21 protein-coding genes are annotated in these 20,863 nt (G+C 41.2%); 14 read left to right on the top strand and 7 right to left on the bottom strand.

Features of this window, described 5'->3' with window-relative positions; all coding sequences use genetic code 11:
- Positions 1-65 precede the first annotated feature (65 nt).
- The 5 genes from L3V36_RS04030 (at position 66) to L3V36_RS04050 (ending at position 5,452) form a co-directional block, all read left to right on the top strand.
- The gene (locus L3V36_RS04030; RefSeq protein ID WP_017082927.1) at positions 66-1,343 is read left to right on the top strand and encodes a DUF3440 domain-containing protein; all 1,278 of its coding nucleotides are present in this window, start codon (positions 66-68) and stop codon (positions 1,341-1,343) included.
- Positions 1,333-1,971, top strand: a complete 639-nt coding sequence (locus tag L3V36_RS04035; protein WP_017091942.1) for a ParB/RepB/Spo0J family partition protein — start codon at positions 1,333-1,335, stop codon at positions 1,969-1,971. The genes L3V36_RS04030 and L3V36_RS04035 overlap by 11 nt, the downstream gene beginning before the upstream one ends.
- Positions 1,972-2,186: 215 nt before the next feature.
- Positions 2,187-3,473 (top strand): aromatic amino acid transporter, encoded by a 1,287-nt coding sequence (locus tag L3V36_RS04040; RefSeq protein WP_017082929.1) that lies wholly within the window; start codon positions 2,187-2,189, stop codon positions 3,471-3,473.
- Positions 3,474-3,874: 401 nt separating this feature from the next.
- Positions 3,875-4,360 (top strand): hypothetical protein, encoded by a 486-nt coding sequence (locus L3V36_RS04045; RefSeq protein ID WP_017082930.1) that lies wholly within the window; start codon positions 3,875-3,877, stop codon positions 4,358-4,360.
- A 117-nt stretch (positions 4,361-4,477) separates the two neighbouring features.
- The gene (locus L3V36_RS04050; RefSeq protein WP_131825215.1) at positions 4,478-5,452 is read left to right on the top strand and encodes a hypothetical protein; all 975 of its coding nucleotides are present in this window, start codon (positions 4,478-4,480) and stop codon (positions 5,450-5,452) included.
- A gap of 84 nt (positions 5,453-5,536) precedes the next feature.
- Here L3V36_RS04050 and L3V36_RS04055 read toward each other — a convergent pair whose 3' ends face one another.
- Positions 5,537-5,914 (bottom strand): phage protein, encoded by a 378-nt coding sequence (locus L3V36_RS04055; RefSeq protein ID WP_017082932.1) that lies wholly within the window; start codon positions 5,912-5,914, stop codon positions 5,537-5,539.
- Between the two features lie 144 nt (positions 5,915-6,058).
- Positions 6,059-6,451, bottom strand: coding sequence for a Rid family detoxifying hydrolase (locus L3V36_RS04060; RefSeq protein ID WP_017082933.1), 393 nt, complete (start codon positions 6,449-6,451; stop codon positions 6,059-6,061).
- 381 nt (positions 6,452-6,832) lie between these two features.
- On the opposite strand from L3V36_RS04060, the gene L3V36_RS04065 reads away from it, so the two are divergent.
- On the top strand, positions 6,833-7,042 hold the full coding sequence (locus L3V36_RS04065) for a DUF3283 family protein (protein ID WP_004732615.1): 210 nt from the start codon (positions 6,833-6,835) through the stop codon (positions 7,040-7,042).
- 96 nt (positions 7,043-7,138) lie between these two features.
- A complete protein-coding gene (locus L3V36_RS04070; RefSeq protein WP_004732617.1) occupies positions 7,139-7,855 on the top strand; it encodes a YebC/PmpR family DNA-binding transcriptional regulator in 717 nt (238 codons plus the stop codon).
- 178 nt (positions 7,856-8,033) lie between these two features.
- Here L3V36_RS04070 and L3V36_RS04075 read toward each other — a convergent pair whose 3' ends face one another.
- A complete protein-coding gene (locus L3V36_RS04075) occupies positions 8,034-8,285 on the bottom strand; it encodes a DUF2798 domain-containing protein (protein ID WP_102291508.1) in 252 nt (83 codons plus the stop codon).
- 84 nt (positions 8,286-8,369) lie between these two features.
- On the opposite strand from L3V36_RS04075, the gene L3V36_RS04080 reads away from it, so the two are divergent.
- From L3V36_RS04080 to L3V36_RS04100, 5 genes are all read left to right on the top strand, one after another.
- Positions 8,370-9,272, top strand: coding sequence for a LysR family transcriptional regulator (locus L3V36_RS04080; protein ID WP_208774498.1), 903 nt, complete (start codon positions 8,370-8,372; stop codon positions 9,270-9,272).
- A 12-nt stretch (positions 9,273-9,284) separates the two neighbouring features.
- Positions 9,285-10,160, top strand: coding sequence for an NAD(P)-dependent oxidoreductase (locus tag L3V36_RS04085; RefSeq protein ID WP_017091934.1), 876 nt, complete (start codon positions 9,285-9,287; stop codon positions 10,158-10,160).
- 384 nt (positions 10,161-10,544) lie between these two features.
- Entirely contained in the window at positions 10,545-12,065 is a 1,521-nt protein-coding gene (locus L3V36_RS04090) for a M20 family peptidase (RefSeq protein WP_208774495.1), read from the top strand.
- 94 nt (positions 12,066-12,159) lie between these two features.
- Complete coding sequence (locus L3V36_RS04095) at positions 12,160-12,768, top strand: DUF3299 domain-containing protein (RefSeq protein WP_208774492.1); 609 nt, start codon at positions 12,160-12,162, stop codon at positions 12,766-12,768.
- A 333-nt stretch (positions 12,769-13,101) separates the two neighbouring features.
- Positions 13,102-14,385: a serine hydrolase gene (locus L3V36_RS04100; RefSeq protein ID WP_065680974.1), complete on the top strand. Its 1,284-nt coding sequence runs from the start codon at positions 13,102-13,104 to the stop codon at positions 14,383-14,385.
- A 520-nt stretch (positions 14,386-14,905) separates the two neighbouring features.
- Here the strand turns inward: L3V36_RS04100 and L3V36_RS04105 are convergent.
- On the bottom strand, positions 14,906-15,655 hold the full coding sequence (locus tag L3V36_RS04105; protein WP_208774489.1) for a hypothetical protein: 750 nt from the start codon (positions 15,653-15,655) through the stop codon (positions 14,906-14,908).
- Between the two features lie 323 nt (positions 15,656-15,978).
- Between L3V36_RS04105 and L3V36_RS04110 the strand changes: the two genes are divergently transcribed.
- Complete coding sequence (locus tag L3V36_RS04110) at positions 15,979-16,878, top strand: LysR family transcriptional regulator (protein WP_102454020.1); 900 nt, start codon at positions 15,979-15,981, stop codon at positions 16,876-16,878.
- A 248-nt stretch (positions 16,879-17,126) separates the two neighbouring features.
- On the opposite strand, the gene L3V36_RS04115 is transcribed toward L3V36_RS04110, so the two are convergent.
- The 3 genes from L3V36_RS04115 to L3V36_RS04125 form a co-directional block, all read right to left on the bottom strand.
- Entirely contained in the window at positions 17,127-17,528 is a 402-nt protein-coding gene (locus tag L3V36_RS04115; RefSeq protein ID WP_208774487.1) for a hypothetical protein, read from the bottom strand.
- An 86-nt stretch (positions 17,529-17,614) separates the two neighbouring features.
- The gene (locus L3V36_RS04120) at positions 17,615-18,085 is read right to left on the bottom strand and encodes a GNAT family N-acetyltransferase (protein WP_017094178.1); all 471 of its coding nucleotides are present in this window, start codon (positions 18,083-18,085) and stop codon (positions 17,615-17,617) included.
- A 1,177-nt stretch (positions 18,086-19,262) separates the two neighbouring features.
- The gene (locus L3V36_RS04125) at positions 19,263-19,823 is read right to left on the bottom strand and encodes a Crp/Fnr family transcriptional regulator (RefSeq protein ID WP_208774479.1); all 561 of its coding nucleotides are present in this window, start codon (positions 19,821-19,823) and stop codon (positions 19,263-19,265) included.
- A gap of 330 nt (positions 19,824-20,153) precedes the next feature.
- Between L3V36_RS04125 and L3V36_RS04130 the strand changes: the two genes are divergently transcribed.
- On the top strand, positions 20,154-20,834 hold the full coding sequence (locus L3V36_RS04130) for a hypothetical protein (RefSeq protein ID WP_108192351.1): 681 nt from the start codon (positions 20,154-20,156) through the stop codon (positions 20,832-20,834).
- Positions 20,835-20,863 lie beyond the last annotated feature (29 nt).

Here is a 20,863-nt window from a genome sequence, read left to right on the forward strand (position 1 = left end):
TTAATTTATAAAAAACACGAAATTTACGTACCTTGGTTTGAATATTAAATGACATTCGTGAACCCATGACTACCAAGCGCCTACTTAGTATTAGTAAAGGAAGAAGAAAAGGTTACTTCTCTCGAGACAAGATTCAGCAGGATTACAATGTGCTCGAAGGAGCGCGCCAAAGAATATTGTACCTTCTCGACAACTTTAGCCACTTTTATGTATCGTTTTCCGGAGGGAAAGATTCTGGTGTTCTTTTGAACTTAACTATCCAAGAATCAAAAAAACGTGGCCGACTACCTGTTGATGTACTCATCGTAGACTTCGAAGCCCAATACCACGAAACTCATGCTTTTATTGAGCGTATGGTACTTCGTGGCGAAGTAAACCCATATTGGGTTTGCTTACCGCTTAGTTTAAGAAATTCAATTTCACAATTTCAGCCTAAATGGCTTTGTTGGGATCCAGATAAGGAAGCGCAATGGGTTAGAGAAATACCACAACATGAAGGCGTGATTTCTGATCTGGAGCATCTCTCGTTTTTTAAAAAAGGCATGGAATTTGAGGATTTCGTCTTTAAATTTGCTCATTGGTACCAAAAAAAGAAAGGCACACCAATTGCTGTGCTCATTGGTATACGAGCGGATGAGTCTTTACATCGTTTTAAAACTATTAAAAATCGTGCCAAAAAGAAATTTGATGATAAATGTTGGACGACTCAAATGCAGGGCGACGTCTATATGGCTTACCCTCTTTATGATTGGAAAACTCCAGATATTTGGGTCGCGAACTCGCGCTTCAATTGGGATTACAACCGTATTTACGACTTAATGCATAAGGCCGGCGTCCCTCTTTCACAGCAGCGGCTTTGCCAACCTTTTGGAGATGAGCAAAGAAAAGGTTTGTGGCTATATCAAATATTAGAACCTGATACCTGGCAAAAACTAGTTGCCAGAGTAGAAGGGTGTAACTTTGGTGCTCGATACTCAAAAAGTCAGGGGCGTATCCTTGGTTATTATCGATTTGAATTACCACCGGGACTTAGCTACCGGCAATACAGTAAATACCTTTTGAAAACCATGCCGCCACATGTAGAAAAACATTACCGAGACCGAATTTTTAAGTTCTTACAGTGGTGGCGTAAAAACGGTCCTCAAAAAGGAGTGACCTGCATCCCTGACTACGCAGAGAGTAAATTGGAATCTAAAAAGCAAGTTCCTAGTTGGAGAAGAATTTGTAAAGTACTGATTAAAAATGACTATTGGTGCCGAGGGCTCTCTTTTGGGTACAACAAGTCCTTAGCAAAACAATACCATGCCCTTTATGGAGAAGAGAGTAATACGAATGGAAAGTGAACCTACTCAAGCTTATCAGCACCGCACCAAGAAGCGGTTGAAATCTATCAATAACACGAACAAACAAATCATTGATAAGGTCGCAATTTACAATAAAGTAGTCAAAGTACTCATCGAGCTTATTCCTGACTTACCGCCAGCTTGTCATGTTGAAATGATCCCACTTGATGAGATAGAAGCTAACCAATACAACCCAAATAAAATGGCGCCTCCAGAAAGTAAACTTCTAAAAACGTCGATGGAGAAAAATGGCGTAACTATGCCTATTTTAGTCAGTTGTTTGAATACTTCGGTGAAAAAATATGTCGTCATCGATGGTTTTCATCGCTATCAATTATTATTAAATCACCCCGAACTGCAAGCCTTAAAGGGCTACGTACCCGCAGTGGTGCTTAGTTTGCCTGAAGAAAAGTGTATGTCGACTTCGGTTCGTCATAATCTTGCTCGTGGTTCACATCAAGTCGAGCTTACAGCTGCTTTGCTTATCCAGCTTAAAGACATGGGATGGACAAATCATAAGATTTGCTACGAACTGGGAATGGATAAAGATGAAGTTTTACGATTGCAGCAGGTCACTGGGCTTGCTGCTGCTTTTAAAGATCAGGACTTTTCACAAGCATGGGAGTAATTATTTTTCTAGAAGCCAAAAACAACACGAACGTTATTCTGTAGATGTCCAAATATGATCCTAATTTAGTATTTAATTACTATTTCACTCTGAAATTTAAGCGCTAAAGTCGATGACTCTAGCGCTTTTTTTGAACGCCAAATTCACTAAAAAAAGAAGCGGATAACCGCGTCTAAGAAAGCAATGTGAACCAACGAAAGGAAAGGTATTCATTTATGGATAGTATGAAACAGAAACAGGCAATGACAACCAAACCGCCTTCAGTGATTGGAGGTGCCTGTATCGTCGCATGCATTTGCATCGGTGCTGGTATGCTTGGGCTCCCCGCTGCTGGTGCTGGGGTTTGGACCATCGGTGCTTTAATGGCTTTGCTCTTCACTATGCTCATCATGACAACCAGTGGTTGTCTATTGCTTGAAGTTCTAAAGGATTACCCGTACAGGTCGTCTTTTTCTTCCATCACTAAAGACTTGCTAGGGAAAGAGATTAATTTTCTAAATAACTTAATGATTTATTTTGTAGGGGGGATTTTACTGTACGCTTACATCACCTCATCCGGGCTGATTATTAATGAATACTTTGGCCTGGCCCCAAAACTCGCTTCTATTCTTTTTGTGCTTATATTTTCAGTATTAGTTTGGCATTCAACAAAAACGGTTGACCGTATTTCTATCGTGTTAATGCTATTTATGATCATCAGTTTTAGTTTTGGCACTGCAGGCCTTTGGTTCAACGTTAACCTTAGTACCTTGCTTGATGTTGCTCATCTAAAATTTGAGTATGCACAGTACGTGTGGGTCTTTTTTCCCATTGCTTTAACTGCATTTGGGTATCACCACAGTGTATCTACATTACGAGATTACTACCTTGAAGAAAGGCTCGCACAAAGGGCTATTGTAGGTGGAACACTTATTGCGCTTTTTATTTACACCGTTTGGTTATTAAGTATTTATGGTAATTTACCAAGATTTAGCTTCGGCCCCATTATTGCCGAAGGCGGCAATATCGATACCTTGCTGATTAGCTTAAAAGCGGTCTTGGCTGAAGAAACTTTATCAAATGTGATTAGTGCTTTTTCTGCGGCTGCCATTTTGTCGAGCTTTGTAGGGGTAGGCTTGGGTGTGTTTGATTTTTTGGCTGACCTCTTTCATTTTGATGCTACATCCAAAGGAAGAACTAAAACTTGGGCGGTTACATTTATTCCGCCGCTTATTTTCTCCCTTCTCTTTCCTTTCGGCTTTCTTACAGCCATTGGTTATGCCGCATCGGCCGCGGCTATTTGGGCGTGCATCGTACCTGCATTGTTAGCAAGGAAATCAAGGCTGCAAAGACCAGCGTTTTATAACCTTGAAGAGAGTGAAGAGGACCAGCAAAAATCGAAGCCTTACCAAGTGCCTGGAGGAGAGTTGGTGTTGATTGGTGTATTTGTTTACGGTGTGAGTATCATTATTATCAACGTATTAGTTATGTTCGAAGCACTGCCCGTTTTTGACGGAGTCTAACCTTATTAATTATTAAGTGGCACACCGTGTCACTTAATCTTCCACCCAAAAACCTTCAAATTAGGGCTAGTGATCCTCAACCCAGCAGTGACTCTGTAACGTTATATTTAACCTTTAGAGCTACCCGTATATTTTTGCTTTTTCCCGTTTGTATCACGGGGGTAAATTCGACCTAGCTATCAGTACTCACACAACCCTGTTTTAGTTGCAAGCTTGCGCGCTAGTCCTTTATGTTGAGCGCTACAGAATAATTATAGATTTTTGATTTAGTCATCTGTTTATGATGATAGGCCACTGTTTGTTATTGAAATTTTCCAGTAAAATCGTAGTAACAAAGAGTGAGACAGAAAACTTTGTGTCTATCTAAATCCGTTATACATTTAAAATAAGTGGGAGAACTCATGGCAATTGAAGCAGTCAAGACAGCTTTTGATAGTGTCAAATTTTTAAAAGGTATGTTTGATGGCCATGTTGACGGTGTTGCAAAAGAAAAAGTGATTGAATTGCAACAACAATCAAATCAAAAAGTACTTGATATACAACAAGCCTTAATGGATCTGCAAGCCGAAATTTTCCGCTATCAGGAGGCAAATTCGGAACTAACTGACCAGCTCAAGGTACATACGGACTTAAACGAAAAACTAGAAAAATACGAACTTATAAGATCTGGAGGTGGAGCAGTTGTTTACAAGTCTAAGTTTGAACCCATCCACTATACCTGTCCACGATGTATATCAGAAAAGAAAATCATCAACATATTGCAGTTTACGGGTCACTTTCAAGGATTCTATAACTGCCCTAGTTGTGAAAAACCTTTCAAAATTGAAGAAACACAAAAGGTCAGTTCTATCGCATTTACAAATACAGACTATGACCCATTTGGTTAATACTTATATAGTAAATTGTTCAGCTAGATTCCAAAACGTTTAGCTTTTTAATTGGCTGCTTTGTTGTTAACGGGGGTAAATAATGATTTTACAAAGTGCACCCTGTCGGAGATGAGTTTGACAAATTTAGTACACTTGATAACTATAGTTTTGATACCACTTCTTGCAGTGGTGGGTGGTATTGGGGTTGTGTTAGGGCCCTCTTCTTTTAAATTGGACGCAAAAAATGGCCTTCTTAATCAAGGTTTATTGTGGTTAGCAATACTACTTCCTATTTCATACTTCTTTGTCTTTGGGTTTATAGCCTGGGAAGGTTATACGATTGAGATCAGTTCTAAAGGCCTTATTAAATTTTTTGAGATTAGTAAAATCCCATTAACTTTTATATCGTTGGCTCTACCTCTAACCATTTTGGTCGCTCGATTCCATTCTACAGAGCAAACTGCTACGCAAATTGCTATTACAAGCCACAAAAATAATTTGGACTCCTTTTATGCACACAGAAAGGAGATGTTTTCCTATTTCTCTCAGCTTGAAGAAACTGATTACTTTGGGGCATTGACAGCTGAGTTTAAGGTGCATCCCCGATTACATAAAAACTTCTTTGTCGGGGCTCCTAACGAGGGTATTCCAGAATTAAACCAAGTATTGTTTAAACAGGTTGAAAGTACGTTGGCTTCGGCTCGTATGGAAATAGATGCAGTTCTAACGTGTAATGAGCCCGAATTAGCTTTTGACTTATATTTATTAAATGCTTGCGTGACAATCCATTCTTTAAGTCGAACATTGGGTTTACGTGAGATTTACCAGAATGTTGCATCTCAAGGGGTATTATTAAGGCTAACTGTGCGAGGAACAGATGATGAATACTTGAGTGTTGGTACTACGACTGATCAGTTAGTTGCATCCTACCGATATGCTCATGACTATTTTCAGAACCTTTGTGACTTTGCAGGCTATACAATCGAACCAACACCAGATAATCATAAATATATTCAAACTGGTGGGAAGTTTCGGACAATCAACACTCCTAAAGTGATAGAACAATTGCATGTCAATAAGATATCTAGGTTACTGCAAGAACAGGTATAAAAAACAATTTAATATTGAAACCCAACTCTTGGGGACTCTCATTCCATCGTTGGGTTTCTTTGTCTATATGCTAGAGTTTTTCAGTCATCCAACTTTTCTCTTAATGTTTGCTATCGCCCTAGCAAGCTCTAGCAAATGTGTTGAAGTCTTAATCTCCAATTCCGACTGAATCCCCAAAAGCGCAATCCCTGCTAAGATTTGTTGCGGCCTCACCACTTGGCCTGTCGGCAGCTCCATACTGTCGTATAACATTTTGAACTGTATCCAGTCTTCGCTAATGCTTAGTTCTCGACCTTTTGCCATTCTCATTAGTCTTTTGCACTCAGGCGGTATTGGTTTTCCTTCGTCCCATCCCGTGACCGTTCTCACAGTTTTAAAACACAGCTCCGCGACCTCTTCCTTGGTCATTTGGCACTCTAGCTCTCGAAAAATGTAATTCTTACTCATTTCGCGATACTTCACAGACAAAACCTATAAATACAAGAGGTTGCAATGAATTAATAATATATGCACCATTAAACATAATCAGACAAAGTGCGCACTAAGGTATGTCTAAATAGGTAACCCCAGCTCTAGGCTGGGGCTAAAAAACGAAACGAATAACAACTAAGGCGCGACAACTACGGCCTCTATTTCAATCAGGGCATTGAGAGGAAGTTTCGATACTTCGATGCAGGTTCTCGCGGGGAAAAAATTGGCGCCGTTCTTAATAAAGAAATCGTTATAAATTTCATTTACCACGGAAAAGCTCATCATATCGGTAAGGTAGACGGTTGTTTTCACTACATCTGACATGTCAGCGTCTGCATGGAGCAAAATCGCTCTCATGTTCTCTAGACACTGCACGGTTTGCTTCTCCAGACTACTTTTGACCAAAAGTCCGGTATGAGGACTCAATGGTAATTGACCTGAAGTGAAAATTAGCCCACCGGTGATGACCCCTTGAGAATATGGTCCGATCGCTTTTGGGGCTGCTTGAGTATCAATGATTTTACGCATATTTTAATTTAACCGTGTTTGTGAATGAAACATCAACACTATCGGTTTGATTAAAAAAACACTTATTATTTAATCATAATTAAAACTGAATTTTAATACTCCCTTCCTTTCTAATCGAGCAAATGAGCTGTGAACGGTAGTTACATACTGAGCAGGACGGTGCGCTACTGATTAGTTCATCGCAATTTAACCATTCCAATCTCCGCCTTTCAGCTTATAGCGGCTCTTCAGCCAAACGCACTTTCCCAAACTAGCTTGACCTGCATCAGCGACTTGCTGCTTTCTCGTCCGACAACCCCCACTATTGCTCATAGTATTGGTTTTATGAGGCTGCTCTATGATATATTTCTCGGCCAAGCGTATTACAGACGAAGGCTAATAATGTCTATCAACCTTTCACTCCTTCCACCCAGTGAGAAAAATAAAATCGAACTGGATAAGCAAGCATCGTTTCTTGTATGGAAACTGAAGCAAGCGAAATGTGGCCCTGAAGCCATTGTTGAAGAAGCAATGAAGCTAGGTGATCCAGAAGAAAAGGCTTGGTTTGATCAGTCTGTTGAAAAATACAAACGAGTAATGGGTGTCGCATAAACGCAGACAAACCTTACCCAGCAAAGCTGTTGAATTGAAATGACGCAGTAATTTGCTAGAATTTGCACCGTTAATTGAATCAGAGAGAAGATCCCGATGGGAAGAAGTTTTGAAGTGCGCAAGGCCTCAATGGCGAAAACTGCAGGCGCAAAAATTAAAGTTTATTCTAAATACGGTAAAGAGATTTACGTACTGGCTAAGAACGGTAGCTCTGACCCAGACATGAACTTACCTCTTAAGCACCTGATTGCTAAAGCGAAGAAAGACCAAGTACCCGCTCACGTTATCGACAAAGCGATCGATAAAGCGAACGGCGGCGGCGGTGAAGACTTCCAACCAGCTCGTTACGAAGGTTTTGGCCCAGGTGGCACAAGCGTAATCGTTGACTGTCTAACTGACAACGGTAACCGTACTTTCCAAGACGTTCGCCAATGTTTCGTTAAAACTGGCGCGAAAATCGGTGTTGAAGGTACTGTTTCTCACATGTTCGCTCACCAAGCTGTATTCCAGTTTGCTGGTGAAGATGACGAGATCATCCTAGAAACGCTAATGATGGAAGACGTAGACGTGACTGACGTTGAGCTAGAAGACGGTGTTATCACTGTATTCGCTCCAACGACTGAGTTCTTCAAAACGAAGACTGCATTACACACTGCGTTCCCTGAGCTAACGCTAGACGTTGAGGAAATCACTTTCGTTCCTCAAACAACTACGCCAGTAGCTGAAGAAGATTCTGAGAAGTTCCAGAAGTTCTTAGACATGCTTGACGACTGTGATGACGTTCAGCAGGTTTACCACAACGCTGAGCTGTAATATCAATCAATAATTGATAGCTTTGCTCTTGTGAGTAGAATGTAGAATACAAAAAACCGAGCCTAGTGCTCGGTTTTTTTATGTGCGTAATTCAGGCATTTATCAGTGAACATAGCTTTTTTATCGTAGCTCTTTGGTGGAAGAACCTAGGTCATAGCTCCTGAACATTAGCCCTTGATCATCGTTCCGTGATCTCTTGTACGCAAAGCGTTCTCGGGCGACAAATCCATGCTGAGAGTTTTCTGATCAAAGGGAGCACGGTGAGGTTGAGCGTGATGGCACACGGCCAAGCAATCAAAAAGCTTTGCAGCCAGATTGGCGGCCATTCGTGGCTGAATCCCATTTTGTAGCCAGAAATTAACCCAGACATGATGGTCGCCATGGTCAGGGAGGATAAAATCGCGGTTACCCAAAATTGTTTGTTGTTCATACAGTGTTCTCCCGTGATTTTCTGTTGTTGATGAGATAAGGTTACATCTATCCATTAGTGAGAAAAATAGGCACATATAGAAGTATGAATTCCATATTTGGAAACATTGATGATCTGTTCTTATTCTGTGCAGTGGTTGAAGAGGGCTCTTTGCTATCGGCCTCGAAACGGCTGCAACTGCCCGTGTCGACTATGTCGCGTCGGTTAACCGCATTGGAAGATCGCCTCAATATCCGACTTTTAGAAAAGAAAGGTCGTGAGCTGGTGGCCACTAAAGACGGTGAGGCGGCCTTTGCTGCACTGAGCAGTGGCATGGAGTCTATCCATCAAGGCTTTAATAGCTTGTTGGAAGAGCGTGATGCTATCCAAGGTAAGATTAAGCTCGCAGTGCCTCATAACTTCTATAGTGGCTTTCTAGGGGCGACAGTAGAGCAATTCCTCACTCAATATCCGAACGTTCAGCTCGACCTAACCCTGAGCCAGCAGCAGCTTATTCCTCAGACCGATCGTGACTTACTGATTACGTTTAAGATCTCGGATATGGAAGGCATGATTGCTCGACCGCTGTTTAAAGCCAAACACGGGTTTTATGCGAGCCCAGAATACTTAGATTCGCGTGCAGCAATAGAAAAACCGGACGACTTAGAGCATCAAGACTGGATTAACGTCGACGATGTGTTTGATATGCCGCTCTATAAGTCCGACCGTTTAGAGCAGATGATCACGATTAAACCCAAGTTCATCGTCAACGATATTCATGCGGTGGCGGCCGCGGCGCAAAAAGGCTTGGGGCTCGCTTCATTGCCTTTTCGTCATGTATCCCCTGAGATGAATCTGATTCAAGTGCTCCCTGAGTACCATCGGGGTGATCGCCAAGCGTATTTAGTGTACAAAGAAAGAAAATATCAGCCAAAGGCTTTGACCCTGCTTATTGATGCATTGATTGAGAGTGTTCGATCTTTTCATAGCGATGACTCGGTCAAATAAAAGGAGAAAGAAATGAAAGTAAGTTTTATCGGGCTAGGCGTTATGGGCTTCCCAATGGCAGGCCACCTAGTCAAAGCCGGTTTTGAAGTAACGGTATTTAACCGCACTCACAGCAAAGCGCTAGACTGGGCTGATAAACACCAAGGTAAAGCGGCAGAATCTGTGTCTGAGTGTGTCGTGGAAGCTGACGTGGTATTAGTTTGTGTGGGCAACGATGACGATGTACGCAGCATGACAACCAGCGAAACAGGCGCACTGGCTGCAATGAAGCCAAACGCGATTCTTGTCGACCACACCACAACGTCTGCAGTTCTGTCTGAAGAGCTTGAAGTGGCAGCGAAGCAAGCCGGTATTCGCTTTATGGATGCACCAGTATCTGGTGGCCAAGCGGGCGCAGAAAACGGCGTGCTAACCATCATGTGTGGCGGCGAACAAGCGCTTTTCAACGACCTTCAACCTGTGTTCGAAGCTTACGGAAAATCGTCAGTTCTGATGGGTAAAGTCGGCCAAGGCCAACGCGCGAAAATGGTCAATCAGATCTGCATCGCAGGCGTATTGAATGGCCTTTCTGAAGGCTTGGTGCTTGCTGAAAAATCAGGTTTGGATATCCCAACTCTGGTTGATTGCCTGAAAAACGGCGCAGCTGGTTCATGGCAGATGGAAAACCGCGCAACCACAATGGCGCAAGACAAGTTCGATTTCGGTTTCGCGATTGATTGGATGATCAAAGACTTAGGCTTCTGTCTAGATGAAGCTGAACGCCAAGGTATCCAACTTCCACTGACTGAAAAGACCAACAACGCATACAAGGCACTGTCTGCCCAAGGACAAGGCCGCATGGATACATCAGTATTGATGAAAGCTGTGGTTGAAGAGACTAAGAAGTAGAAGAAACGAAGAAATAGTCGCAGCGAAGAAGCAGTAAAGGCTTTGCTTAGACATTTAGAAAATAGCCGCTGATTAGCGGCTATTTTTTTGCATAAGATAATTTAGCAATACAGAGAAAGTGTTTGTTCTGAAACTCACCATTGCACTAAATCTTTTTACGAATTTTATGTCACAGGGTGATATCGGATCATTTCCGTGACTGTAAAAGCTTTTCATCCCCGACACGCTCATTTTTAATTTCACTTATCCACTACAAATTGTTACCGACGTCTTCTGATGGGTGGAGTCCTTCGCTAGGGATTAGTTTGGTCTGTATTGTTGGTTAATAATTAACGCATAAACCAAAACACAGATTTACTTTTCATCCAGTTAAGGCTTCAAATCATGACAAAACCATCAAAACTCTTTACCGGTATCGCTTCCGCTTTGGCATTGAGCGCTAGCATTTCAGCGTGGGCTGATGAGCAAGACTTTAGTTCGATGCAAATGCAAGGTGTCGAAAAAGTCGACATACAAGTTGATGTAGAAGGCGCTGCGCAACGTTTATCGCAAGCGGTTCAGTTTCAAACTATCTCTAACCAAGACCGCAGTGATTTTGATGAGCAAGCTTTTCGTGACTACCACCAATTTCTTGAAGAATCGTACCCATTAGTGCACAAAACACTCAAGCGAGAAGAAGTCGGTGACCCACGCCCTTTCAGCTTAATTTACACTTGGGAAGGTAAAGACCCATCACTCGCTCCTGCTATTTTTATGGCGCACCAAGATGTGGTACCGATTGCAGAAGAGTCTCGTGATGAGTGGAAAGAAGACCCGTTTTCAGGCGCGATTAAAGACGGTTATATCTGGGGTCGTGGTTCATTAGATGACAAAAACCAACTTCAAGCACTGTTAGAAGCGACTGAGATGAAACTCAAAGAGGGTTTCCAACCTGAGCGCACTATTTTGTTTGTATTTGGCCACGATGAAGAAGTCGGCGGACCTGAAGGCGCTAAACACGCCGCTGATATCATTGAGCAACGTTATGAAAAAATTGCTTTTGTTATGGATGAATCTGCTCCTCTTGTCCCTGGTATATTCCCTGGAATCCGTGAAAATACAGCATTGATTGGTATTGCTCAAAAAGGATTCGTTAGTCTAGAAATTGCCATCAATGGTGTTGGTGGACACTCATCACAACCGGGAGAAGAATCGAATATTGTCGCGTTAGCAAAAGCGGTTGAGAAAGTTGAAGCTGCGCAATTCCTTTACAAAATTCATGATGCGGTGCGTTACCAATACCGCTACATGGGACCTGAGCTTCCAGAAGCGCAGCAACCACTTTATAAAGCCGTTGCTTACGGTAATAACGACACCGTGACAGATTTAGAACAAAAATTCATTGAGGTGATGTCGGAAAACCAAGTGACTCGTGCCATGCTTCATACAACAACCGCCGTTACCATGTTTAATGCCGGTATCAAAGATAACGTATTGCCACCAGCAGCAACCGCCGTTGTAAACTTTAGACCGATGCCAGGCGATACACCTGAAGTGATCATTGAACATGTGAAAAAAGCGATTGGCGATGATCGCATGACCATACGTGATATATCAGCATCAACACCAGCAACGAATGTTGCGGATCCAAGTGGCCCTGGTTACGCGATGCTTGAAAAAACGATTCGTCAAACTTGGGGTAATGACCTGATTGTTTCACCGTTCTTTGTTATTGGAGGCTCAGACTCTAAACACTTCCAAGCACGTGATTTCGCACCTGATGTATATACAATGACGGCGATACAATTAGAAAGCGTAAAAGAATTCGAAGGCTTCCACGGTGTGAACGAGCGTATCTTAGTTGAAGAATACGGTCGCTCTATTGGGTTCTTCTACCAACTAATGGATAACCTCGAAAGTCTGTAATTCAAATATTATCGACTGATATAAAACGAGACGATGGCTAAGGTTTTCTTAGCCATTTTTTCATTAGCTATTGTTCTAATTAGAAAATGTTGAAATGAAAAGTACATTATTGATGATTACGGCTTGTTGTTTTAGTTTGTTCACACAAGCGGCTGAAACCATATCTTGGGAATCGTTAAGACCTTTGCAGAATCAATATCAGGTTCTTTCTCCTGGGAATAAGGCGCTACTTTCTGAGATTTACGCCTATGAAGCCGTTCAAAAAACGCGTCAGTTAAGTCCAATGGAAAACGATGGGTACAATCAACGTGTGGTATTAGCTGAAAAGTTTGGCTTAAACGTAAGTGAACTGCTTATACAAAGAACACAACAATCGAACGATATAGTTCCCGACCTTAGTATTAACGATATAAAACTGGCCGGGTTTTTAGTACCGCTCGAAATGGAAGGCTTAATAGGGACGCAGTTCATTTTAGTACCAACCGCAGGGGCTTGCATTCACACACCTCCACCACCAGTAAATCAAACGATTTTAGTCGAATTTCCTGAAGGCCATGAATTGCAAAGTTTATACACACCAGTATGGGTGATAGGGAACATTAAAACAGGGGCGGTTGATACGTCGATTACACTTTCTGATGGCAATCAAGATATTCAAACCGGATACGTCATTGACGCGTCGGATATTGAGCTTTATCAATAAACCTGATCAACGAATTAAGAAAATGATCAGGTTATTAACGGGGAACCTTTAGGTTAAATCTGATCGTTATGTGCCGTTTAACTCATTTCTCTTTACGCTTTACACATAACAGCCTACACCTCGCAAATATTAGAGTCACTTGGGGTCAGGAAACTAGTGAGAAAAGAACATTCATGCTTCTAACTTTCAACGTTTGATGGAGGCAATCCATCGTAGGCGATGAGGCGTTATTCCGTTTTCCTTGTAACGTGCCTGTATTAACAAAGACAACTGGCTCGCAGCTTTTGCATGCAGTTCGCACTACAGCACTTATATATCAATAGGAAAACCAATATGAAAAGCTTAATCGCTATATCCATTGTAACGGCTCTATCTGCAGGCTCAGCGTTTGCTAATGAGAGCATTAATGAATCATCCACAAACGTTGATGTTTACAACACTCATGACTTTTTCTTGAAAAAAGGCAATCGCGTTAAACTTCAGTTTCCTATTGAACAGTCTAAGTTTGCTTGGCAGAATTTAAGCCGTTTCTATCCTACGGCTCAAATTGAACGTGATGGACCCGTCTATCAGTTTCCATATCAAATTGACCAAAATATTGGTGAAATATCAGCGACTGTACACGGTGAGAGTAAGACTCTAAACGAACACCTAGATTCTTATCCTGTCGATGCTTTTCTTGTTGTTAAGAGTGGAGAAGTTGTCTTTGAGCGTTACAACACGATGGGAAAAACAGACAAGCATAATTGGTTTTCAAACTCGAAAATTACAGTAGGTATTGAGCTGGCTAAATTGGTCAACGAGGGGCAAGTTAACCTGAGTGACCCTATTTCTAAATACATTCCTGAATTAAAGGGATCTGACTGGGATACAGTATCCGTTTCTGATACTGCAAATATGGCGACAGGCTTGAATGCAACAGAGCACGATGAGCCAGAAGCAGACTCACGTATAAACCCAGAACAACCTTGGTTTAAATGGGCGGTTTCCATTGGCGTGTTTGAAGGTGAAGGCAACCAAAGCCCACTTGAAGTACTTGCTGAAATGAAACGAAGAGCGCCGGGCGGAAAAACATTCGAATACAATTCAATTAATACGTTTGTTCTAGCTCGACTTATTGAGAACGTTCGTAACTTACCCATGAATGAGATTGTCAGTCGTGATATGTGGCAGAAAATGGGGGCAAATAATGACGCTTATACTGTCGTTTCTCCACAAGGGGGATACCCTTTAATGTTTTTCTCAATGAATACCACAATTGAAGATATGACTAAATTCGGTATGTTACTTACTCCGTCAGCCACAAAGTTGGGTAATGGTGGTGTTAGCAAAGAAGTCATTACGTTAATTCAAGACTCTGGTAACCCAGAAGCTTACGGGGGTGGCTATGTGGGCAAGATGATGGAAAACTCTTTCTCCAACGACACAAACATCAAGAATGGTTATCAATTTGATGCAATCTTTGAGGATGGCGACTTATTCAAAGCAGGTGTTGGCGGTCAAGGTGTGTATATTTCACCAGACAAAGACTTAGTTATATCTTTCTTTTCAACCAGTAACGGTAAAAACCAAGAAGAAACTTATGCTCGTGAGATTGCGAAGTATTTTAGTCGCTAATTATGCAATCGGTGATTGCCACTTGGTGTGATTAATCATTGATAGATTTGATCATTGAATAGAGTTTTATCTTTTTGTAACGCCAGTCGCCTGACTGGCGTTTTTTTGTTTATTTAGTTTCGCTATTTATTTCTTGTGTGCTCGCGATTAAGTATCACGATATCTTTGGGTCATCTCAACACTGCTATCCATTATCGCTTGTGGTAACGCTTTTATGCGCTTTAGGCTCGTGGTTACACACCGATGTCATGGCGTAAAGAAGTGCACGTTATATAGATACGATTGTTTGAGCTTCTTCCCGTTACTCATTGTATTCAGACGATACATTAGAGCTCCTTACCCTGTACTCATCGGCAATACATGTAGTGTTGAGGTAGAGAGTCAGTTCAAAGTAAGCCCGAACTGAATAGTAAATCGTGGCTATTTTAATAAAGAAGAGTGAGAGGGGGTAAGGAAAATAAAACTAAAAAAAGGCGAATCTCTCGATCCACCTTTTAACGTATTATGGCTATTGGTCGTTTTAGAAGAAGACTTTGTATTGGAACCAAACCACGGTGTCGTCAATGTCTAGTTTTTGATTGGTTGATTCCATGCTTCCATAAGTATTTTCAACCTTGACTTGTCCCCAGCGTGTTTTGTCTGCCGAAAAAGGAGTCGCTGCGAGTAGAGTGGTTTTAACGGTACTCGTTTCAATATCACCATCCATGTACGTAAACTCTGGGTAGGCTGCAAAATAAGTACCATCGGCGCCCGGCTTCCAAACCGCATAAGCCGCGGCCATACCACCTACGATACTATTGTCTGTAACACCAAAGGCACTTGTTGTGCTGTCTGAGTACTCACCGCCCATCACAGCTGCACGGCCAAAAAAGGTCAGAGAGCCGATTGGAGTTCTAAAAATAGCGACACCACCTACAGCTGCAGTAGTAAAGCTTGCATTATCAATGATGTCTAATGACGCGGCTACACGAGGTGTAATGGCATTATTTATATTGAATACATGGAAATATTGAGCTCGGCTGTCTTTATATTTCCCCTCATTATCCATCGAACCTTCCAATGTGATCATAGACATCTGTCCGTTGTCATAAGTATATGATAGAGCTCCCGATAGCTTTAGATCACCTATGTTGTTGGTTGCCACATACATATTGGTACTGGCACGAGTCATATCGGACGGGTCAACTTTTTGGGTGTCATCAGCAAATGCTGAAATAGAAATGGTAGCAAGTAAAGCCGTAGACAAAGCGGTCATTTTGAGTCTGGTCATGAGACGTTCCCGAGTTATTTAAGTTAAGTAGCCGAAGCAATAACGCAACTTTACATAAGGTTTTTATACTCATTAACTCTCTAGCGATGGGCTCGATCCATCGCTGTCATCCAAACATTTGCGGTAAAGGGGGATTTCGGTTTTTTTGGTAAGAAATATTTTAATTCATCTGTTTAAAGTGTATTCGATGAGAGATTTTTAATTGATGTCAGAGCGTGGTGATAGGGATGTGTTGTTTGATAAGAGAAACAGGCTCTGTGTTGGTTAATGTAGACTCTGGTGGTAAAATTTATTAACGAATATGAGGACTTGCAGGACAGGATATGAACTTTAGTCTTGAACAATTAAATACTTTCGTTGCGGTATATGAGCAGGAAGCTTTTAGTAAAGCGGCGATAAAATTAAATAAGCATCGAACAACGGTTGCACAAGTCATCACGAGTTTAGAAGACCAGTTAGCGATCACTTTATTCGATAGGTTGAGCCGCAGTGTAGAACCCACTGAAGATGCAGTACTTCTTTATCATTACGCAAAGCAAATACTAGAGCAGGCTAAAACTCTTGATAGATTTGCATTAAGTCTTTCATTTGGCGGGCTAGAATCGGTGACGATAGCCTATGCGAGCTTTTTACCTCATCATGTTGTTTCTAAAATTCGTCGACAGCTCGATGAAGACTTTCCATCCATGCGTGTTAATTTTTTGGTCAGAACGAAACCAGAAATAAAAACAGGGATTGAAGATGGAAGCATTCACTTTGGTATTGTGAACATATACGAAAGCAAAGTGATTAATAGTATTGATTTTACTTTTTTGGGGAATATGCCTTTTGTTCCATTTGCTAATGCAGAAAGTGAACTATCGGCTAAGCCAGCAAACGAGACACTCTCAACGATGAAATCTTTACGACAGTTTGTTCTCAAATCTATGGTCGAAGATAAAATGACGGAGAAGGTTGTTGTTTCTTCAAAACATGAATATGTTGATCAATTAGCAGTCATTGTTAAGCTTGTCCAAGATGATTTTGGCTGGGCTCTTTTACCAAAATCGATAATTGACTCTGAATATGTGACTGAAAATTTGGTAGAGATAAAATGTGACGAGATCAAACAAGAAATAATGGTTCCCATATCTCTTTGGTGTCCACATTCAAAACAGATTGCTCTGGTAAAAAAATCGATCATCAAAGTCGCTGATTATTATATAAACAAATCAGCGTACTAAAAAACGGACACTTTATTGGGATGAGTTCATAAGGCTATTGAAGTATTTATCTTGATGATCTATCTATTCTGAACTCGTTTTAGGGCACTTTGAGTCATAAAGTGCCACGAGCTAAAAATCGGTCTATCCAAGTTGTGGACAAAAACGATTTAGGTAACTTGTTTTATTTAGAACAGTAGACATTGGACAAAGTAAGGGGATACCTAAAACACGGGGTCGGGATTTTTCGCGTCCCGCACCTTTAAGTGTTAGGTAGAGACGGCCTCTTCTACCCGGTTATTTTCCAGTTTACTACGGACCAAATCTGATAATTTCAGATAACGGTCAGCTCCATTCTTTGGTGGTCTATTCGGTCTTTCAAATGACGAAGGTTCTTGTAGCTCTTCAATATCCCAAAATTGATCGCCAGTTGAATCGAATGGCGTACCATCTGGTAATTCGTTTGAATAATGAACACCAACTTGCTCCTGACCTACAAACACCTTCCACAAAACCAGTTTTCCACCGAAATAGTCATTGATTATGAGCGATGACATTCCGCACTGCCCGCGGCTTGGGTTGGATTGGGTCCAATTTTCTGGCTCATCGGTGCTTTCTATAGACCAACTATCCTGAAGAGCTTTTAAGACTTCACCTAGATTTGGATTCACGTGTACTCCTTGCAATTCCTTAGTTACTTAAAGCCAAGCAAGGGCAACTTTAAAGCTGATTAAAATTGCCCTGCTGACTTGGCTTGTTAGTAATCAAACTCCAACAGCATTGGAATATCGATCATTCCTTGCCGATTTCTAATGCCCTCAGTGCGTTTAAAACCAAACCGCAAGTATACGTTTTCTGCATTTACCGCTGAGTTGACCGTAAAGATACCGCTGTTTCCGTTTTTTATTGCTTCTTCTTTAACTGCTTCCCATAATTGGCGAGAAAGCCCATTGCCTTGAAAATTATCATCTACAAAAAGGTGATATAAATGTGAGTTGTCTCGAACTCCAGCCACACCAACCATTTCACCATTCGCAGTCACGGCAACTACATAAGTGTAATTGGTGGATAAATACTTTTCTACATTTTCCTCTGACATTGAATTGAGCAAAATATCGTGTACAGACGCATCGCAAGTAGGGCAAACATATTTTTTTGCTAAAGGTGAGATTAATTCACTGATTCCCTTCGCATCACTGATTTCTGCGCTTCTGATATTTACACCCATTGCTTCTCCTGATTGCTAACGCTCTCTAAGCGGCGTTTGTCTTTTATGTTCACATATTGCAGTCTTTCTTTTTACGCTCCAACAATAAATAAATCAATGGATTATTGGTAAAGGTAATGAGGGGGGCGAGCTAAAATGCCACAGGTAAAAATTCAGCTTGTGAAGGCTCTGGATATTCATGAGTTACACTACTTCCCAATTTAGCATTTGATGGATTACTTAGATATTGCAAAAGCCTCTTACCTCGTAGTCAAATTTAATCATTCACTACACAATTAGCCGAAAAGTGTAATGGTTAAAGCTGAAGTTATTAGTCCAAATATCGATATGCAGAGTCTATTTGTTACAGTCTCATTGTACTTATACCAACCAATCCAAATTGAAAACACAGTCGATAATCGTCTTAGCGAAGATACAAAAGCAACGTTTCCTATCGAAACTGCATGATAAAATGTAAGTAAAGTTAGTAAGTGAGCAAGAGCAGGAACAATTAAAGCGGAAAAGTTACTTAAGCTTATAGTCGATACCCGTATTCTGATCAGGAAAGGCGAATAATATAAGAACATGACTAAGCATATGTGCGCAGTCCAATTGACAGCCCCAATCTGACTAGAACCATCTTTATGAATGATTGAGCTAAGTGACCAAAGCAAGGAGACGCATACCATGCTGTATACAGCTTTATCTTTTATTATGCTCATTAGGCTTGAACTTGCACCATAAAACATAAAACATAAAAAAGGTCGCAGCTATTATCCCTATTAATCCAAACAATGACGGGACTTCATTGTAAAAAACAAAGTTTAAAACCAGCTGAAATACAGGGACAAAACATAAAATAGGCACGACTTTGGCTAAAGAGCCATTACGCAAAGCTAAGAGGTAAAATGCCATGGCAACAGCATCAAGCGTGGCAGCCGAGAGCATAATTATCAACAGATTAACGTCGTAGTTCACCTTTTCGATAGTGAATATGGTGGACAAACAAATAGGGCAAAGAATGAACAGCATTACTGCGGTCGATTGTGTTACTGATAATCTAGATGTGGACTTTTTTAATGACACATCTTTTACGGTTAAGAATACAGCGGATAGAACAGAAAATAAAACCCACAAAATAGAGCTCACCAAGTAAAGAATAGTGGCTCTATGTTCTATTGAAACTCAATCGTGTTAATTAACAATTGTTAATGCGTTTTTTTATTCTTGACAAACTAACAGGGGTTATTCCCATGTAATTAGCGATATCAACGCTTGTTAAGTGTTTGACCCAGTGGGGAAAGTGTTCAACTAGATATTTATATCTTTCTTCATGCGTATTGAGCAGAAAAAAGCTTTCTTTTTTTTCTTTATAAAGCAGTTGCTGTTCAAGAAGCTGAATTTTTGTGTTAACCCATTCTTGAGAGTTAATCATACTCATAGGGACTTTAATGTATTCAACTTTAGTTACTGATTCAACTTGATAGCTAGACTCTCGATTCTCTATCCAGCTCGAAAAAAGTAAACAAAGGCTTTGAGGAAAATAAAACTCTTTACATCGCTCTGCACCTGAATCGGTATAATGGCAGGCCTTTAAGATACCAGAGATCAAATAGAATGCATGGCTCTGCTCTTCACCTTGACGTAGTAATACACAAGATTCATCGACGAATGAAGTTGAAAATGTAGAAAAATAATGTTCAGGGTGAGCTATACCTAGCCCTTCAAAAAAAGAGTTTACGGATTCTATATTTTTCATATTACCTACAAGGTTTTCTTGATTTCTACGCGTAGTCTAAATCATTAGTAGCTATCAATGAAAAGTAAAAATGCTACGTTTTGCATTGCTCAACACGTTTAGGGGCAGAAATGAGTCAGCTCTGATCAAGGCCTGAAGTAGGAAATGTTAGATACGTTTTTGCCCACTCATTTTATCCTTTCCTACTCGTGCTTTTTGTTTGGATCTCCCACCACTCACACCCTAACTCAACCATTCACGCCTTGTTATTACCATTCGTCGCATTGATAAAACTGCACGACAAATTCTAGTTAACCTTTCAACGTCAACATTTGAAAGGGATTAGAAATCATGACTACTTCACACTCATTTAATTCAAGCTCTACCACTTCTTTGCTTAAGCGTTCATTGCTGATTGCTCTTGTTTCATTCGCTCCTACGTTAGCTTTGGCTAACCCAAGCTCTGACGTGCTCGATATCTACAATCAAGCCGCTCAAGGCAATGAAGATCTGGTTGAGGTGGCTTATGAACGCCTTAATGACACGCTGCAACAAGATGGAGCGACACCACTGACCTTGGTTTACCTCGGAAGCACAGAAACCCTGATGGGGCGTGATGCGTTCTTACCTTGGAATAAGATGAAGTATGTGGAAAAGGGTTTGTCGACCATTGATAAATCACTGGTGCTGCTTAAAGACGAAGACCAACCGATTCATGAGCAACCTCGTGTTCAAGGGCTGCCAGATTCTTACCTGACTCGCGCTATGGCTGCGGTGACTTACACCTCTCTGCCAGACATGTTTAACCATTTCGATCGTGGTTATGATCTGTTCCTCTCGTTACTCGCGGAAGATGATTTCCAACAACAACATTTCGCTGCGACCTCATGGATTTACCGTTACGCCATTACCGCATCGATTCGTGCTGAAGACTTCGAGCAAGCACAGGTGTGGCTTGAAAAGATGGAAAACACCGATGCTGGCAACATCGAGACCATGACAGCGAAGGCCCTAATAGCGAAAGCCAAGTAACAGTTGCGAATGCTAAATAGCGGTTTACT

Origin of the sequence: Vibrio sp. G-C-1, from assembly GCF_021728015.1 — a bacterium.
GTDB lineage: Bacteria > Pseudomonadota > Gammaproteobacteria > Enterobacterales > Vibrionaceae > Vibrio > Vibrio splendidus.

Coding starts and splice junctions, on each gene's coding strand:
- L3V36_RS04030 (WP_017082927.1), top strand. CDS start 66: ATGACTACCAAGCGCCTACTTAGTATTAGTAAAGGAAGAAGAAAAGGT.
- L3V36_RS04035 (WP_017091942.1), top strand. CDS start 1,333: ATGGAAAGTGAACCTACTCAAGCTTATCAGCACCGCACCAAGAAGCGG.
- L3V36_RS04040 (WP_017082929.1), top strand. CDS start 2,187: ATGGATAGTATGAAACAGAAACAGGCAATGACAACCAAACCGCCTTCA.
- L3V36_RS04045 (WP_017082930.1), top strand. CDS start 3,875: ATGGCAATTGAAGCAGTCAAGACAGCTTTTGATAGTGTCAAATTTTTA.
- L3V36_RS04060 (WP_017082933.1), bottom strand. CDS start 6,451: ATGCGTAAAATCATTGATACTCAAGCAGCCCCAAAAGCGATCGGACCA.
- L3V36_RS04065 (WP_004732615.1), top strand. CDS start 6,833: ATGTCTATCAACCTTTCACTCCTTCCACCCAGTGAGAAAAATAAAATC.
- L3V36_RS04070 (WP_004732617.1), top strand. CDS start 7,139: ATGGGAAGAAGTTTTGAAGTGCGCAAGGCCTCAATGGCGAAAACTGCA.
- L3V36_RS04075 (WP_102291508.1), bottom strand. CDS start 8,285: ATGAACAACAAACAATTTTGGGTAACCGCGATTTTATCCTCCCTGACC.
- L3V36_RS04080 (WP_208774498.1), top strand. CDS start 8,370: ATGAATTCCATATTTGGAAACATTGATGATCTGTTCTTATTCTGTGCA.
- L3V36_RS04085 (WP_017091934.1), top strand. CDS start 9,285: ATGAAAGTAAGTTTTATCGGGCTAGGCGTTATGGGCTTCCCAATGGCA.
- L3V36_RS04090 (WP_208774495.1), top strand. CDS start 10,545: ATGACAAAACCATCAAAACTCTTTACCGGTATCGCTTCCGCTTTGGCA.
- L3V36_RS04095 (WP_208774492.1), top strand. CDS start 12,160: ATGAAAAGTACATTATTGATGATTACGGCTTGTTGTTTTAGTTTGTTC.
- L3V36_RS04100 (WP_065680974.1), top strand. CDS start 13,102: ATGAAAAGCTTAATCGCTATATCCATTGTAACGGCTCTATCTGCAGGC.
- L3V36_RS04105 (WP_208774489.1), bottom strand. CDS start 15,655: ATGACCAGACTCAAAATGACCGCTTTGTCTACGGCTTTACTTGCTACC.
- L3V36_RS04110 (WP_102454020.1), top strand. CDS start 15,979: ATGAACTTTAGTCTTGAACAATTAAATACTTTCGTTGCGGTATATGAG.
- L3V36_RS04120 (WP_017094178.1), bottom strand. CDS start 18,085: ATGGGTGTAAATATCAGAAGCGCAGAAATCAGTGATGCGAAGGGAATC.
- L3V36_RS04125 (WP_208774479.1), bottom strand. CDS start 19,823: ATGAAAAATATAGAATCCGTAAACTCTTTTTTTGAAGGGCTAGGTATA.
- L3V36_RS04130 (WP_108192351.1), top strand. CDS start 20,154: ATGACTACTTCACACTCATTTAATTCAAGCTCTACCACTTCTTTGCTT.